We start from the raw sequence: 16,527 nt of genomic DNA, 5'->3' as shown, positions 1-16,527 counted from the left end.
GTTTGCCGGCTTATCGACAGGGCTTATTTCCTTGGCGGACCTTTGCGTTCAGCCGAAGCCGCCCACAGATTGATGTCGGACTCGCGCGCATAGGTGTCGATCTCGGCGAGTTCGGTATCGCTGAAGTCGAGCACCTTGAGCGCGCCAACGCAGTCCTCGACCTGCTCCGGCCGGCTGGCGCCTATCAGCGCCGAGGTCACCCTGCCCCTGCGCAGCACCCAGGCCAGCGCCATCTGCGCCAGCGTCTGCCCGCGCTTGCCGGCGATGGCGTCGAGCGCCTTGATGTTGGCGATGGTCTTGTCGTTGATAAACGCTGTCTTCAGCGACTTGCCCTGGGAAGCACGGCTGCCGTCGGGAATGCCGCCGAGATACTTGTTGGTGAGCATGCCTTGCGCCAGCGGCGAGAACACGATGGAGCCGACGCCGAGCCCTTCGAGCGTGTCGAGCAGGCCGTCTTCCTCGACCCAGCGGTTCAGCATCGAATAGCTCGGCTGGTGAATGACGCAAGGCGTGCCAAGCTGCTTCAAGATATCGGCGGCCTCGCGCGTGCGCTGCGAATTGTAGGACGAGATGCCGGCATAGAGCGCCTTGCCCGAGCGCACGGCATGGTCGAGCGCGCCCATGGTTTCTTCCAGCGGCGTGTCGGGATCGAAACGGTGCGAATAGAAGATGTCGACATAGTCGAGACCCATCCGCCTCAGGCTCTGGTCGAGGCTGGCCAGCATGTATTTGCGCCCGCCCCATTCGCCGTAGGGACCGGCCCACATCTCGTAGCCGGCCTTGGTCGAGATGATCAGTTCGTCGCGGTAGGCGGCGAAGTCGGTGCGCAGGATCTCGCCAAAAGCGGTCTCGGCCGAGCCGGGCGGCGGACCGTAATTGTTGGCGAGGTCGAAATGCGTGATGCCAAGATCGAAGGCCTTGCGCGCGATCGCCTGCTTGGTCTTGTGCGGCGTGTCGTTGCCGAAATTGTGCCACAGCCCCAGCGAGATCGCCGGCAGCTTCAGGCCGGAGCGGCCACAGCGATTGTAGATCATTTTCTCGTAGCGGTTTTCGGCGGGACTATAGGGCATCGGAAAATCCTCAAATGGAAGCGAGCCAGGCATCGCGTCAGCGCGGCGAGTGGGCTCCGCCCCTCACCCTTACCCTCTCCCCGTCGGAACGGGGAGAGGGTTGAGGTGTCTACTTCTTCTTCGCCAAGAGATCCTTGGCTTCCTTGACGCCCAGTGCGGCCGGCCGTTCGCAGGTGGTCTGCATGGCGACGAACTTGCCGGTTTCGCCGGAGCGCAACAGGCCGGTCATCACGTCGACGGCATGCAGCGCCAGCTCCATCGAGCAGCGGTGCGGGCGGCCTTCCGTGATCGCCACCGCCATGTCGGCGAGGCCTGATGTGCGGTAGTTGGCCATCATGCCTTGTCCATGCATTTCGTTGGGAACGCCGAACGGGTGCTTCCATTTCGGCAGCTTCTTGACCGGCTTGCTGTCTTGCGTGAAGCGCACATCGCCGCCGAAGAAATTCGGATCCGGCACGAACACCGTGCCCGTCTCGCCATAGAGTTCCATCGGCGCGTGGCCGTGAGCCCAGACGTCCCAGCTGGTGTTGAGCGTCACTACGGCGCCATTCTCGAACTCCAGCAGGCCATGGATGGTCGTCGGCGTGTTGACCGGTATCTTCTCACCCGCACGCGGCTTTGAGCTGATCGTGCGCTCCTTGGCCGGCGTCGTCGCGAAGGCCGCGACCTGTTTCACCGGCCCGATCAGCTGGATCAGATTGGTGATGTAATACGGTCCGATGTCGAGCACCGGGCCTGCCCCTGGCTGGAAGAAGAAGTCCGGATTGGGGTGCCAGTGCTCCATGCCGTGGCCCATCACGTGGCAGGTGCCGCTGGTGATCTTGCCGAGTTTCCCCTCATCGATCAGCTCACGGACCAGTTGGTGCGCACCGCCGAGGAACGTGTCGGGCGCCGAGCCGATGCGCAGCCCCTTCTTCTCCGCCCGCGCCTTGAGATCCTGGCCTTCCTTGACCGACAGCACGAACGGCTTTTCCGAATAGACGTGCTTGCCGGCGTCGAGGATCTGCTTCGATACCTCGTAGTGCACCGCCGGGATGGTCAGGTTGACGATGATGTCGATGTCGTCGGCCTTGAGCAGGTCTTCGACGGTTTCGGCGCGCAGCTTGAACTCCTTCGCCCGCGCCTTGGCCGCCTCCATGTTGATGTCGGCGCAGGCGCGCATCTCGATGCCGCGAAACAGCGGCGCCAGCGAAAAATACGCCTTCGAGATGTTGCCGCAGCCGATGACGCCGATGCCAAGTTTCTTTGCCATGCTGATTGCTCCTAGTAGGCCTTGACGGCTGCGATCGATCGGCGGGCGAAGCGCTCGATGTCGTTGGGGTTGTCCTGTTCCATGACGTAGTATTGGGCAGCACTCTTGGCGCGCAGCGCCTTGATCAGGCCGGCCCAGTCGATGGTGCCATGGCCGACATCCGACCAACCGTCCTCGTCCAGCCCCTCACCGGGCTTGGCCATGTCCTTGACATGGACGGCGCTGATACGCTTGCCATATTTCTCGATCCACGGCAGCGGATCGTCGCCGCCGCGCACCACCCAGGCGACGTCCATCTCCCAGCTGATGTCGGGCGCGGAGGACAGGATGAGATCCTGCGGCACCGACCCGTCGGCAAGTTTCTTGAACTCGAAATCATGGTTGTGCCAGGCAAAGCCGTAGCCGGCCTTTTTCGCGGCGGCGCCGACCTTTGCCAGACGCTCACCAAAGCCGCGCCAGCCGGCGGCGTCGGATGGCCGCTGGTCGGGCATCAGGAAAGGACAGATGAGCAGCGTGATGCCGAGTGTGTCGGCTGTTCTGCGCACGCCGTCAAAATCGTTCTCGAGCGCGTCGATCGAAAAATGCCCGGTCGGCATGGCGAGGCCGTTCTTGTCGAGTTCAGTGCGAAAGGCCTTGGGATCGTCATAGACACCGCCGAAGCCTTCGACCTGGGTGTAGCCGAGCTTGCCGAGCGTGGCGAGCACCCCTTCCCAGGGCAGGAAATTGCGGGCGCTGTAAAGTTGGAATGACCAGTTCATCGTCTCTGTCCGTTTTGCTTGGTGGTAGGTTTTGGGGGATGATTCTCAGAGCGTTACAGGCGATTGCCGGTCGCGGCGTCGAACAGCGAGGCGCGCACCGGATCGAAACCGATCTGGATCGGGTCGCCAGTGCGCAGCGTCCTTTCCGCCTCGACACGGAAGGAGAGGTTGCGGCCGCCGAGCTTCGTCCACACCAGCGTGTCCGAGCCCATCGGCTCGACGATCTCGACGGAACCGCTGGCGGAAAACGGCATCGACCTTGCCGCGTCGCCAAAGGCTATGTGTTCGGGCCGGATACCGAGCACGCAAGCACCGGTCGGACGGACCGTGCCGTCGAAGGCGTAGCGGTCGAGCGGCACCACAACACCATCGGTCTTGAACACTGGCCCAGCGCCAGCCTGCAGCTCTCCATCAATGAAATTCATCGCGGGTGAGCCGAGGAAGCCGGCGACGAAGCGGTTGACCGGTCTGTTATAGATGGTCTGCGGCGCATCGAGCTGCTGGATGACGCCGCCCTTCATCACCGCGATGCGATCGGCCAGCGTCATCGCCTCGATCTGGTCGTGGGTGACGTAGATCATGGTGTTCTGCAGCTTGCGATGCAGCAGCTTGATCTCGACGCGCAGTTCGGCGCGCAGCTTGGCATCGAGATTGGACAGCGGCTCGTCGAACAGGAAGACGTCGACGTCGCGCACCAGCGCTCGTCCGATCGCCACGCGCTGGCGCTGGCCGCCGGACAATGCCGCCGGCTTGCGCTGCAGCAGCGGCTCGATCTGCAGGATTTCGGCCGCCCGCGCGATCCGCTTGGCGATCTCGTCCTTGGGTATGCCGGCAACGCGCAGGCCGAAGGACAGGTTCTTCTCCACCGTCATTTGCGGATAGAGCGCGTAGGACTGGAACACCATGCCGATGCCACGGTCCTTGGGCTCTTCCCAGGTGACGTTCTTGCCTTTGATGAAGATGCAGCCTTCGGAGATGTCGAGCAGGCCGGCAATGCAGTTGAGCAAAGTCGACTTGCCGCAGCCGGAGGGGCCGAGCAGCACGATGAACTCGCCCTCGGCAACATCGAGATTGAGGGTCTGCAGCACCGAAATCGCGCCGAAATTGAGAGACAGATCCTGGATCGAAACACTGGTGCCGTTGGCTGCCGTCATCGCCATCACCCCTTCACCGCACCGGCGGCGATGCCGCGCACGAAAAGCTTACCGGAAATGAAGTAGACGATGAGCGGCACAAGCCCGGTCAGGATGGTGGCGGCCATGTTGACGTTGTACTCCTTCACGCCTTGCACCGAGTTGACGATGTTGTTGAGCTGCACCGTCATCGGATAGGTGTCGGGGCGGGTGTAGACGACGCCAAACAGGAAATCGTTCCAGATGCCGGTCACTTGCAGGATGATGGCGACGACGAAGATCGGCAGCGACATCGGCATCATGATGCGCAGGAAGATGCCCCAGAAGCCGGCGCCGTCGACACGCGCCGCCCGAAACAGCTCTTCCGGCATCGAGGAGAAATAATTGCGGAACAGCAGCGTCAGGATCGGCATGCCGAAAATGGAATGGACGATCACCAGGCCGCTGAGACTGCCATAGAGGCCGATCTCGCGCAGGATGATGACGATCGGATAGATCATCACCTGGTAGGGAATGAAGGCGCCGACGATCAGGATGATGAAAAACGTATCGGCGCCCTTGAAGCGCCAATTGGCCAGCGCGTAACCGTTGACCGAGGCGATGGCGATCGACAGCAGCACCGACGGCACGGTGATGCGCACCGAATTCCAGAAGCCGCGCGAAAGCCCGTCGCAGTTGAGGCCGGTGCAGGCCGACGACCACGCCTTGACCCATGGCTCGAAGGTGATTTCGAGCGGCGGCGAGAAGATGTTGCCAAGCCGTATCTCGGGCATGCCCTTGAGCGACGTGACGACCATCACGTAGAGCGGCAGAAGGTAGTAGACCGCCATCACGATCAGCGTGCCATAGAGGAAGATGTTGCGGCGCGAGAGGGTGTGCCGCGGCCTCGGCCCGTGCGGGCCCGACGCATTGAGCCTGTTGGCCTCAGCGGCAATGGAAACGGCTTTGTCAGACACGTTTCCTGCCTCCGAATTCGAGATAGGCCCAAGGCACGATGACGATCACCACCGAGAGCAGCATCATGGTCGAGGCGGCAAAACCCTGGCCCAGATTCTGGGCGAAGAACATATAGTCATAGACATATTTGGCCGGCACTTCGGAGGCGATGCCCGGGCCGCCGCTGGTCTGGGCCACGACGAGGTCATAGACCTTGACGATACCCGACGCGATGATGACGAGCGTGGTGATGAAGACCGGCCGCATCATCGGAATGACGATGAACAGATAGGTCTTCCACATCGGAATCCCATCCACCCGCGCCGCCTTCCAGATGTCCTCGTCGATGCCGCGCAAGCCGGCCAGCATCAGGCACATGATGAGCCCTGTGCCTTGCCACAGTGCCGCGATCGATATGCCGTAGATGACGATGCTGGAATTGTAGAGCGGGTCGAAGCTGAAGCTTGTCCAGCCGAGGTCCCGCACCACGTGCTGGATGCCGAAATCGGGATTGAGCAGCCATTGCCAGACCAGGCCGGTGACGATGAAGGAAAGCGCGAAAGGATAGAGGAAGATGGTGCGGAACGTGTCCTCGAAGCGGATCTTCTGGTCGAGCAGCGCGGCAAGGAGGAAGCCGATGACCAGTGAGAACACCAGCGAGATCGCGCCGTAGATCAATAGATTCTCGATCGAGATCAGCCAGCGCGGCGTTGCCCACAGCCGGTAATACTGGTCGAGCCCGACGAAATTCAGCCGCGGCAAGAGCTTCGAATTGGTGAAGGAGTAGAGCACCGTCCAAAGGGTGCCGCCGACGAAAACCACCACTGCCGTGAGGATCATCGGGATCGACGCGACCTTCGCATTGAGGTTGCGGAACAGCGGGTTGGGACGTTCGCTCTTGCTCATCTCGTCAGCCGGCTGGGTAAGGGCGGTGCGTTCCCGGCCCTGCATTCGCAAGGCCGGGAGCAAGGTGGGTTGTCTCCAACGTCAGTCTGCCGAAGCGATGAGGTCGGCGAAGCGCTTCTGCGCCTCTTCGACGGTCAGTTCCGGCTTGGCGAAGAACTCGGCGAAGAGATCTTCCTTCTGCTTTTGGGTGTCCTGCGAAAGCAGCTGGTCCGTCCACGGTATGACGGCGCCCTTGGCGAGGATGGCGAGGCCCTTCTTCATGCAGTCGTTCGCCGCATTGAGATCGACGTCGCCGCGCACCGGCAGGGAACCCTTCTTGAGGTTGAAGGCGACCTGCGTCTTGGGATCGAGCAGCGTCTCGGCCAGCACATCCTGCGCCTTGGATTTGTCGGCATCCTTGAGCACCGGGAAGTAGAAGGCGTCGCCGCCGGTGGCGATGACTTCGTTAAGCCCAAGGCCCGGCAGGCAGGTATAATCCTTGCCCGCGGTCTTGCCGGCAACCTGGAATTCGCCTTGCGCCCAGTCGCCCATGATCTGGCCGCCGGCCTTGCCGGTGATGACCAGGTTGGTCGCCTGGTTCCAGTCCTGCACATTGGTGTTCTTCGCCATCTTGCGGGCATCGTCCGCGGCCTTGAAGACCTTGGCGACTTCGGGCCCGGCGGCGAACTTGGCGTCCTTGTCCTTGTAGACCTTGAGGAACGTATCCGTGCCGCCCACTGCCGCAAGCAGCACGTCGAAGGCTCCGGAGGACTGCCAGGCCTGTCCGCCGACGGCGAGCGGAATGATGCCGGCCTTTTCCAGCGCGGGCGCTGCCGCCACGAATTCATTCCAGTCCTTCGGCATCGGCACGCCGGCCTTCTCGAAGGCCTCGTTGGACAGCCACAGCCACTGCCAGGAATGGATGTTGACGGGCACGCAATAGATCTTGCCGTCGATGGTGCAGCTGTCGAGCAAGCTCTTCGGCCGGACGACTTCCGTCCACTTGCCCTTGGTGGCGACGTCAGTGAGGTCGCGCATCAGGCCGGCCTGCACCAGCTCTTCCGCCTGCCGGCCATGGTTGAATTGCGTGGCGCCCATCGGATCGCCACCGGTGATGCGACTGATCATGATCGGCCGCGCCGTGCCGCCGGAGCCGGCAATGGCGCCGTCCACCCAGTGATTGCCGGTCGCATCGAATGCCTTGGCAAGTTCCGCAACCGCCGCCGCCTCGCCGCCCGACGTCCACCAATGGGTGACTTCCAGGTCCGTCGCGGCGGCCGGCCCGGCAAATTGCAGCGCAGCCGTTGCTGCCAGCGCAGCGGTCAAAAGTTTGTATCGCATTTCGGCTCCTCCCAGAATCTGAAACGTTACAGATTTTCGATACGGCAATTGCGCGGGCTGCGCAACCCCTCGGGCAAAGGCGGTCCGATATTTTTTCGAGGCGCGAACAAATTCCTTGCTCAAAAACTGGCAAGCATGGCACGGACATCATTGTTGCGATGCGAAATCACGCTGCAGCGCAAGAAACCCTGCCAGGTCGCGTTTGGTTGCACGGCCCTGTTGGCCGCGAGACCCCTCGCCAAAATCACGGACTGGGGCGCTTCGCGGTGGCGATATTGGCATCTGTAACGTTTCAGTATATTGAGATTTTGCCGAGGCTGGAGCGCAGATCGTATCGCAATGGTGGCGATTGCCGGCCCGGCTTGCGGCTGCTATGCGCCTGACGGGCGGGATGAATGGACAGACAGCGTACGGACAAGAACGAGGAGACATCGGCACAAGGGCGGCCGACGTTGAAGACGCTTGCCTTCATGACCGGGCTCGGCGTGACCACCGTGTCGCGCGCCTTGAAGGATGCCCCGGAAATCGGCGCCGAGACCAGGCGTCGCGTCCAGCTCGTCGCCAAACAGATCGGCTACCGACCGAACCGCGCCGGCGTACGCCTGCGCACAGGCAGAACCAATGTCATCAGCCTCGTGCTCAACACCGATCGCGAGATCATGAGCTTCGTCTCGGACATCATCTACGGCGTTTCGGAAGTGCTCGCCGAAACGCCCTATCACCTGATCGTCACGCCCTATTCTCGCTCTCAGGATCCGATGGAGCCGATCCGCTATCTCGTCGAGACCGGTTCGGCCGACGGCGTCATCATCTCGCGCACCCAGCCGAACGATCCGCGCGCCCGCTACATGCTGGAGCACGGCATGCCCTTTGCCACGCATGGGCGCACCGACATGGGTCTCGTTCATCCCTATCATGACTTCGACAACCATGCTTTCGCGATGGAAGCCGTGCGCCGGCTGGCGAGCATGGGCCGGCGCAGGCTGGCGCTTCTGTCGCCGCCGCCCGGGCTGACCTATTACGGCCATACGCTGAACGGCTTTGCCGACGCACTGAGCGAGGTCGACGCCAACGAAATCCCGTTCAACACCGTTTCGATCGATCATACGATCGAGCAGATCAGGATGAGGACCGCGCAGGTGATGCGCCGCGACGTCAGGCCGGACGGCTTCGTCAGCAGCGCTGCCGCCGCGACACTGGCCATCGTTGCCGGCATCGAGGATGCCGGCCTCAAGCTCGGCCGCGACGTCGATGTGGTGTCCAAGCAGTCGTCGGACCTGCTGCACCTGTTCCGGCCGGAATTGCTCGTCGTCAACGAGAACTTCCGGCTGGCCGGCTCCGACCTTGCCCGCTCGGTGCTCGGATGGATTGGCGGCGCCGCGCCGGGCTCTCTGCAGAGCCTGGTCGTGGCCAGCGGCGTCCAGGCATTAACCCAGCCATTGCTCGCTTAAAGCATGGCTCATGGGCTGGCTTTACTAGCCAGCCGCGCCACTTCCCCATGGCCCATGGAACGCACCGGATTCATCGATGCGTTCGAAACCGTGCGCGCCGAAGAAGTCGCGTTGCGCCTGGATTAGGTTCGAAGTGCCGCGGCCCTGGCGGTAGCTGTCGAAATAGGCAAGCGCGGAAGACAGCGCCGGCACCGGTGAGCCGGCCTCTGATGCCCTTGCCACGATGCGCCTCAGCGAAGGATGCGCCTCCTGCATCAACGCGATGAAGGCCGGCGCCATCAGAAGGTTGGTTGAGGCGCCGCCCTTGCTGAAGGCCTCCGCCATGGTGTCGAGCATCTGCGAACGGATGATGCAGCCGGCGCGCCAGATCCTGGCGATGGTCGGCATCGGCAGGCTCCAGTTGAACTCCTTGGAGGCGCCGCTCATCACCGCAAAACCCTGTGCATAAGCAGCGATCTTGCCGGCGAACAGCGCCAGTTCGAGATCATGCAGCAACGCGTCTTTGTCGCCGGAAATCTTCGTCACGCCGATATTGCCATAGGCTTTTTCCGCCGCCAGCCGCTCGTCCTTGATCGACGACAGAACGCGCGCCGCCACCGCCGCCTCGATCGCGGTGGCCGGGATGCCGAGCTGCTGCGCCTCGATGACCGACCATTTGCCGGTGCCCTTCTGGCCGGCGCGGTCGAGGATGATGTCGACCACCGGCTTGCCGGTCTTCGGATCGTCTGATGCCAGCACCTTGGCGGTGATCTCGATCAGGTAGGAATTGAGCCGGCCCTTGTTCCAGTTGGCAAACACTGCGCCGATCTCTTTCGGGCCCATGCCGAGCCCGTCGCGCAGAATACCGTAGATCTCGGCGATCATCTGCATGTCGGCATATTCGATGCCGTTGTGGATGGTTTTGACGAAATGCCCGGCGCCGTCGGTACCGAGCCACGCCGCACAGGGCTCGTCCTTGAACTTGGCCGAGATCGCGGTCAGCACCTTCTCGACGCGCTTCCAGCTCTCCTCCGTCCCGCCGACCATGATCGACGGGCCGTGGCGCGCGCCCTCCTCGCCACCGGACACGCCCATGCCGATGAAGGTGAGACCCGAGCCGGAAAGCTCGGAGAAGCGCCGCATCGTATCGCGAAAATTGGCGTTGCCGGCATCGATGACGATGTCGTTGGCCGACAGCACGCCGCGTAGCGCCGCGATCTGTTCATCGACCGGTTTGCCGGCCAGCACCATGATGATGATCGGACGCGGCGGCCGGATCGCGGCGGCGAGCTCTTCCAGGCTGTAGCAGGGCACGACCATATCCCTGAGCGCGCCGGCATTCTCGACGAAAGCGTCGGTGCGCGCCTTGGTGCGGTTGAAGACGGCGATACGATGCCCGTGCTCGGCGATATTGAGCGCTAGGTTGGAGCCCATCGTGCCAAGGCCGATCAGGCCGATTTCGGCTTTTTCCATCGTTTCTTCCCTGCTTTCGGATCTTGTTGGTTCGAGCTCGCGATTTGCGCGGATGATTGACGGGCCTTCGAGCCCGCGTCAACCGCCTCTCCGAATTGTGTTGCAGCCGCCCGCAGTTGCAGCCTCTTCGACGACGGCATCACATCGGCCGGTCAGGGCCTGATGTCGACTGGCGCTTCGATCTTCACCATCTCGAAGTCCGAGACCAGGATATCGATGCGCACCGTCCATCTGCCAGGCACCGGGATGACGAGGTTGTCGACACGCCAGCTGCCGTCGCCGGGCTTGGTCGCAGCGCGCGTCAGCGGCTCGATGCCGGAATCGGGCTTCGACAGCACCAGCGTCACCTCCTTGGCGTCGAGCGGGCCGAAATCGCCGCTCATGATGATCATCGAGGCGGCAACCGTTCCGGCATGGCCGGGGGTGATGCTGAGATCCGCCATCGCTTGCAGCGCGTGGATATGGACCGAGACCGGTTGGGCGGCCGCGATCGCCAAGGCCCGTGGCGGCGGTGTGAAGCGCCAGCCCGCGGCAACGCCAAAGATGGCCAACACGATCAGCAATTCGACACCGATCGAACGGGAGAGCCTGTGTTGCACCTCCGTCGATCCGGCCTCGGCCGATGCGGTGAGTTTCCAGCGATTGACGGCGGCGAGCGTGAACAGAAAGACCAGCAACCCCAGCTTGATCAGCAGCAGCCGGCCATAGGCGGTGTCGACCAATGCCTCGGGTGTCTGCACCTGTATGACGGCAAGCACGATGCCAGCAGCGGCAAGCACGGCCACCACGGGCAGGATCATGCGAGAAAACCGCCGCAGGAATGGCGCGGCCTCCGCCGATTGCCCCTTCAGCGCCAGACCGAGAGGCACCAGCGCGCCGGCCCAGAAGGCGATGCCGACGCCGTGCAGGAACACCATCGGCCGTGTCAGCCATTGCGGTTCGGCGGCACTGGCATGGCCGCTGGCGGCAAGGGCAATCCCCACCCCGGCCAGCCCGGCCACCGCAAATGGTTTGGCGGTGGCGCGGGGGCCGGCCAGCGACAGCAGGCTAAGCCCCATGGCGATCAGGGCGACCAGCACCGTCCAGCCGAAACTGGTGCCGAGCCCGGTCCGCCAGATGACCGCCTGCGCCAGATGCGATAGCGGCGCCCCGAGTGCGTCCAGCCCCTGCAAGCCGACCGACAAGGGTGCCGGGACCAGACCGCTCAGGATTGCAGCGACGACGAAACGCCGGCCAGCCTGTCCGTCCCCGGCCAGCCAAGCGAGAGCGAAGGCGCCGCCGACGCCGAGGAAAAGGCCGATGTAGAGAAGGACCTTGCCGAGCCAGATCGCGGACCGCAGCTGCCAGTCGATGGCCTCGGACACGGCAGGCGGCGCGCTGGGCGAGCCGATGGAAAACAGCAGCGATCCGCCGACGGGATGACCGTCAGCAGAGATGACACGCCAGCTCAAGACATGCGTGCCGGATTTGAGCGGCTGCGGATTGTCGATCTCGACCGTCTGGTCGCTGAGCCGGAAGGCGGTCAGCGGAACCGGCGTGCCGTCGGGCTTCACCAAGGTCAGCACCAATGGCGACACCGGCTCGCTGAAGGTCAGCGAGAACTGTGCCGGCCCCTGTTCCAGCACCGCGCCGTCGGCCGGATCGGTCTTGATCAGCGCGGCATGGGCAAAGGCCTGATCTGGCACGGCAATGCTGGCAAGAAACACGATCATGGCCAACAGGCCGACGACAAGCCGGCCGGCGCGTTGGCCGGTCATGGAAACCGTCTGCAGGAAGGACGTCGTGCTCATGCCACCACCAGGAGAATAGCGGCGCGCTTTTGAGAGCGCGCCGCCCGAACGATCATTTCTTCGGCAACAGCTTGATGCCGGGCGCCGGGTTTTCCAGCGCGTCCTCATCCTGACCGACTGCCGGGATCTCGATCCAGCGATCGGCAGTGCCATCGCATTCCTGCACCACCGGGAAGTAAAGTCTTTGGCCCACCGGGAGGTCCCCCGTCAGCGTCGCGCGGAAGACGAACTCGTCATAGAATTCATCCGGCAGGCTGCCGCCGCTCCAGTCGACTTCCTTGACCCCATCGGTCACCGCCTGACCATAGAGTTGGTAGGATTTGTCGTACTTGCCCTTCTTGGCCTGCAGCGTCCAACCCGGCTTCGGCATCGGCTTCACCGCGATCACCCCTTCCGGGATCTGCACGCGCACGGCAGTCGTCGCCTTGCCGTCGCAGCCGTGCGGCACACGCAGAACCGCCTTGTAGGTCGAGCCGACGGCCGCTTCCTGGGTTTCGAGCGTGATATGCGCTAAGGCGGCATTTGTCCCGAGCACGAAAAGTGCTGCGGCCGCCAGAAGATACTTGTTCATGATGGTCCCTCAGATCTTCAAAATTTGTCTAGCTGGCGCGATCAATTGGCGTGGTCGTCCATGGCGCCACCACCCATGCCTTCGACAGCGAAATCGACGCTGACGGCGCCGGCCTTCTCGAAGGTCAGTGTGGCGGAAAACTCTTCACCCTGCTTGGGTTGCCGCTTCAGGCCGATGAACATCAGATGATAGCCGCCAGGTGCAAGGGCGACCTTGCCGCCAGCCGGAATTTCGAGGCCGCCGGCAACCGGACGCATGGTCATGACGCCGTCCTTGACGCCCATCTCATGCAGCTCGGCCTTTTCAGAAACATCGGAGGAAATCGACACCAGCCGGTCCGGCGCGCTGCCGTTGTTGGTGATGGTGAAATAGCCGCCGGCCACCTTGGCGCCGGCCGGCGTGGCACGCGACCAGGGGTGGCCGATCTCGAGATCGCCAACCTTGAACTCATGCGCAAAGACGGACTGGGCGCCGACGAACGACAGCACAAGAGCCAGCACGGCAACGCCAAGACGCTGTTCGAAGCGTGACAGAATGCGGCCGGGCATATCGCTCGCCGCTATACGGAAAGAATGGGACATGGTTGCTCCATGAAGTGATGGTCGCGCCGTTGCCGGCCGCGAGCAGTTTGATCTTTGGATGGGTACGCCCACGAAAGGTTCCGCCGGGCAACTAGGCTCAGGCCGTCACCGGCGGCGCGCGCGGGTTCGACGGCGAGCGCTCACGCGCGAAGTCGAGATGGATGGCCGCCGGGAAGACAAAGGCGACCGTTTCATAGGAAAGACTGGCCAGCGCCAGGTCGGCATCCGCCGGCGGCGCAAAGGCCGGCGAAAACATGCTGCAGCCGAGCACGCAGCATGCGGGCAGGTGGGACGGCGGCTGGTTCCCGCCGGGAAGCCGGGTTGCGCCTTCGTGGGTACAGATGACGTTGCCAAAGGCATCGAGCTGCGACGCGTTAGGACCGGAGCCGAAGGCGAAGGCACCAAGTGTCGACTGGAGCAACAGTAGATAGGCCGCGACAAGCGCGACCGGTATGCTCCACCGTCTTCTCGATACGCCCAAAGCCCTGCCTCTTCGCAGCAACGCCCCATACCTAGCACGGGGCTGGCGGGTGGAAAATCGCCAAATCGCCGCTGCGGCAACGCGGCACGATGCATGTCGCCCAAAAATGCGCGGCGATTTTGGGATAACGACATGCATGAAACAAAAATCCGAGCCGCGACGCGGCTCAGGATTTTTGTGGCAACCGGCTTTCCGGGATCGAGGTCAGCAATGTCTGGCGCGCCGACTTCAGGTGCTTGCGGCAGGCGGCGTCGACCTTGCCTAGGTCGCGCGATTTCAGCGCGTCGATATAGACCAGATGCTCACCGATCGCGACTTCGTTGCGCTCGCGTTCCTGCGCCTTGTTCCACTGGTAGTGGTAGTGGAAGATCATGGCAATGACATCGTAGAAATCGACGATGAAGCGGTTATGCGATGCCCGGTGGATGAGCCGATGGAAGCGCTCGTCCAGCTCGGAGAATTCGTTGAAGCGGGTGACGATCTCGCTTGCCAACTGGCGATGCTCGTCTTCCAGGCGGTCGAGATCGGTCCACACCGCGCTGTCCTGTGGCAATGCGGCAAAGGCGGCTGCCGAGCGAAGTTCGAACATTTCGCGGATTTCGGTCAACTCCAGCGCGAAGGCGCGCGTAAAACCCTTCAGCACCCAATGGCTGTTGCGGCGCTTCTCGATCAAGCCGAAACGGGAGAAGCGGATCAGGAACTCGCGCACGCTGGTGGTGCCGACGCCGATCTCGCGCGCCAGTTCGAGTTCGTTGATCTGCATGCCGGCTTCGGCGCCGCCGGCGAGCAGCCTGCGCATGAACGACCGCTCGATTATCTCGGCGAGCGTGTCGGTCTCTTCCTCGGGGAAGAAATCATCCGGATGCGGTTCGCGCAGCACCGTCTTGGCACGCTTGTTCCAGGCGATCAGCCCGGTCTCTTCCATGCGCGCGAGAATGGTACGCACCGTGGTGCGGCTGACGCCAAGCAGAGTACCCAGTTCCGGCTCCGAAGGCAGGCTGCGCGTTTCGTCGAGCAGCCGCAGGCAGCGATTATAGGCATCCTTGTAGACGTTGTTGCTCTTCGACATTCCTGACCCGTTGCACGCCGTCGCTTGCGGCGGCCGGTTTGAAGCGCAATATGACGTTCCCATGACCCTGAAAAGCGAAATCGCCTCGCGGAACAACCCCAAGGACATGCGGAACTCCCCACGAAAAAACAATTGACGCAAAACTGTTTTTTCACGATAAAAGACATTATCTCTAAACAGGCGCGTGTCAATCCGCCCGCGCATCCCAGGATCACCCAGGAAACCGCCCGTGAACCCCTCCAACTGCATTCTTCTGTCCCCCGCCGACAACGTGGCAGTCGCCAACGGCCGCATCGAGATCGGCACCGCGCTGCCGGGCGGTGCCGTCGCCAGCGCGCTGATCGAGCCCGGCCACAAGGTGGCGATCAAGCCGATCGCCGCCGGCGAAGCCGTGGTCAAATACGCCCAGGCGATCGGTCGCGCGACGCAGGATATTGCAGCTGGCGAGCACGTTCATTCGCACAATCTGGTTTTCGAATCCGGCCGCTTGCCGGTCGTGCCGCCGAGCGAGGCCGAGCACGCGACGGAGGCCGACCGCGCCCGCACCTTCATGGGCTATCGCCGCGCCGATGGCCGCGCCGGCACGCGCAATTTCATCGGCATCGTCGCCAGCGTCAACTGCTCGGCGACCGTCTGCCGTTCCATCGCCGACACCGCCAACCGGACGCTGCTGCCCAAATATCCCGGCATCGACGGCTTCGTGCCGATCGTGCACGGCCAGGGCTGCGGCATGAGCGGCACCGGCGACGGCATGATGGTGCTGCACCGCACGCTTGCCGGCTATGCCCGCCACCCGAATTTCGGCGGTGTGCTGATGGTCGGGCTCGGCTGCGAGGTCAACCAGCTCACCCTCTACGGCCAGAAGGGCGTCGCTGCCGGCAAACGCCACTTCAACATCCAGGACGCCGGCGGTTCGCGCAAATCGGTGGAAAAGGCGATGGGCGTGCTGGCTGAGATCGCGGAGGAAGTCGGCCAGTTGAAGCGTGAGCCGATCCCGGTCAGCGAGATCGTCGTCGGCCTGCAATGCGGCGGCTCCGACGGCATGTCGGGCATTACAGCCAATCCGGCGCTGGGCGCGGCTGTCGATATCCTGGCCGGCGTCGGCGGCATCGGCATCCTCTCCGAGACGACGGAAATCTATGGTGCCGAACATCTGCTTGCCTACCGCGCGGCAACGCCGGAGATCGCGCAGAAGCTCGACGGCTTCGTGAAGTGGTGGGAGGAGCACGTCACCAAGCATGGCGCCTCGATCGACAACAACCCCTCGCCCGGCAACAAACGCGGCGGCCTCACCACCATCCTGGAGAAGTCGCTCGGCGCGGTCGCCAAGGGCGGCCAGACGCCGCTCAACGGTGTCTTCGGCTACGCCGAAAAAGTCACTGGCAGTGGCCTGGTGTTCATGGACACGCCCGGCTACGACCCGGTCTCGGCCACCGGCCAGGTGGCGGGCGGCGCCAACGTCATCGTCTTCACCACCGGCCGCGGCTCCTGCTTTGGGTGCCGTCCGACGCCATCAATCAAGGTCGCCACCAACTCGACCATGTATCACCAGATGGAAGAGGACATGGACGTCAATTGCGGCGTCATCGCCTCCGGTGAAAAGACCATCGCCGGCATGGGCCGCGAGATCTTCGAACTGATCGTCGAGACGGCTTCCGGCCGCAAGACCAAGAGTGAGGATTTCGGCTACGGCGACAACGAGTTCGTGCCCTGGCATCTTGGCGCAACGCTCTAGATTGTACGGATATCGAGTAGAC

General features: G+C 63.1%; 15 protein-coding genes. 2 read left to right on the top strand and 13 right to left on the bottom strand.

The window, feature by feature from the left end; translation table 11 throughout:
* Nucleotides 1–23 precede the first annotated feature (23 nt).
* The 7 genes from mgrA to ASD12_RS28765 all read right to left on the bottom strand — a co-directional run bounded on the left by mgrA (nt 24) and on the right by ASD12_RS28765 (nt 7,375).
* Nucleotides 24–1,070, bottom strand: coding sequence for an L-glyceraldehyde 3-phosphate reductase (gene mgrA, locus ASD12_RS28795; RefSeq protein WP_056595234.1), 1,047 nt, complete (start codon nt 1,068–1,070; stop codon nt 24–26).
* Nucleotides 1,071–1,179: 109 nt separating this feature from the next.
* A complete protein-coding gene (locus tag ASD12_RS28790; protein ID WP_056594884.1) occupies nt 1,180–2,322 on the bottom strand; it encodes a Gfo/Idh/MocA family oxidoreductase in 1,143 nt (380 codons plus the stop codon).
* Nucleotides 2,323–2,333: 11 nt separating this feature from the next.
* On the bottom strand, nt 2,334–3,080 hold the full coding sequence (locus tag ASD12_RS28785) for a sugar phosphate isomerase/epimerase (RefSeq protein ID WP_056594882.1): 747 nt from the start codon (nt 3,078–3,080) through the stop codon (nt 2,334–2,336).
* Nucleotides 3,081–3,133: 53 nt separating this feature from the next.
* Entirely contained in the window at nt 3,134–4,234 is a 1,101-nt protein-coding gene (locus tag ASD12_RS28780; protein WP_082525749.1) for an ABC transporter ATP-binding protein, read from the bottom strand.
* A 5-nt stretch (nt 4,235–4,239) separates the two neighbouring features.
* Complete coding sequence (locus tag ASD12_RS28775; protein ID WP_056594877.1) at nt 4,240–5,169, bottom strand: carbohydrate ABC transporter permease; 930 nt, start codon at nt 5,167–5,169, stop codon at nt 4,240–4,242.
* A complete protein-coding gene (locus tag ASD12_RS28770; RefSeq protein WP_056595232.1) occupies nt 5,162–6,055 on the bottom strand; it encodes a sugar ABC transporter permease in 894 nt (297 codons plus the stop codon). Before ASD12_RS28770 ends, ASD12_RS28775 begins: the two co-directional genes overlap by 8 nt.
* Nucleotides 6,056–6,136: 81 nt before the next feature.
* Complete coding sequence (locus ASD12_RS28765) at nt 6,137–7,375, bottom strand: ABC transporter substrate-binding protein (protein WP_056594875.1); 1,239 nt, start codon at nt 7,373–7,375, stop codon at nt 6,137–6,139.
* A gap of 395 nt (nt 7,376–7,770) precedes the next feature.
* On the opposite strand from ASD12_RS28765, the gene ASD12_RS28760 reads away from it, so the two are divergent.
* A complete protein-coding gene (locus tag ASD12_RS28760) occupies nt 7,771–8,826 on the top strand; it encodes a LacI family DNA-binding transcriptional regulator (RefSeq protein WP_056594873.1) in 1,056 nt (351 codons plus the stop codon).
* 24 nt (nt 8,827–8,850) lie between these two features.
* Here the strand turns inward: ASD12_RS28760 and gndA are convergent, their stop codons facing one another.
* The 6 genes from gndA to ASD12_RS28730 form a co-directional block, all read right to left on the bottom strand.
* Nucleotides 8,851–10,278, bottom strand: coding sequence for an NADP-dependent phosphogluconate dehydrogenase (gndA, locus tag ASD12_RS28755; protein ID WP_056594871.1), 1,428 nt, complete (start codon nt 10,276–10,278; stop codon nt 8,851–8,853).
* A 152-nt stretch (nt 10,279–10,430) separates the two neighbouring features.
* Nucleotides 10,431–12,068, bottom strand: a complete 1,638-nt coding sequence (locus tag ASD12_RS28750; RefSeq protein WP_056594869.1) for a copper resistance CopC/CopD family protein — start codon at nt 12,066–12,068, stop codon at nt 10,431–10,433.
* Between the two features lie 52 nt (nt 12,069–12,120).
* The gene (locus ASD12_RS28745; protein ID WP_056594867.1) at nt 12,121–12,639 is read right to left on the bottom strand and encodes a YcnI family protein; all 519 of its coding nucleotides are present in this window, start codon (nt 12,637–12,639) and stop codon (nt 12,121–12,123) included.
* Nucleotides 12,640–12,680: 41 nt separating this feature from the next.
* A complete protein-coding gene (locus ASD12_RS28740) occupies nt 12,681–13,220 on the bottom strand; it encodes a copper chaperone PCu(A)C (protein ID WP_056594865.1) in 540 nt (179 codons plus the stop codon).
* Between the two features lie 97 nt (nt 13,221–13,317).
* Entirely contained in the window at nt 13,318–13,674 is a 357-nt protein-coding gene (locus ASD12_RS28735) for a DUF2946 family protein (RefSeq protein WP_056595230.1), read from the bottom strand.
* 193 nt (nt 13,675–13,867) lie between these two features.
* Nucleotides 13,868–14,770, bottom strand: coding sequence for a GntR family transcriptional regulator (locus tag ASD12_RS28730; protein WP_056594862.1), 903 nt, complete (start codon nt 14,768–14,770; stop codon nt 13,868–13,870).
* A gap of 229 nt (nt 14,771–14,999) precedes the next feature.
* Here ASD12_RS28730 and ASD12_RS28725 point away from each other — a divergent pair, with 229 nt between their 5' ends.
* Nucleotides 15,000–16,505: an altronate dehydratase family protein gene (locus ASD12_RS28725; protein WP_056594861.1), complete on the top strand. Its 1,506-nt coding sequence runs from the start codon at nt 15,000–15,002 to the stop codon at nt 16,503–16,505.
* Nucleotides 16,506–16,527 lie beyond the last annotated feature (22 nt).

The sequence above is a fragment of the Mesorhizobium sp. Root102 genome, from assembly GCF_001425625.1.
Classification (GTDB): Bacteria; Pseudomonadota; Alphaproteobacteria; order Rhizobiales; family Rhizobiaceae; genus Mesorhizobium.
Note: the sequence above shows the minus strand (reverse complement) of the source record. Positions and strands in the feature narration are given on the sequence as shown.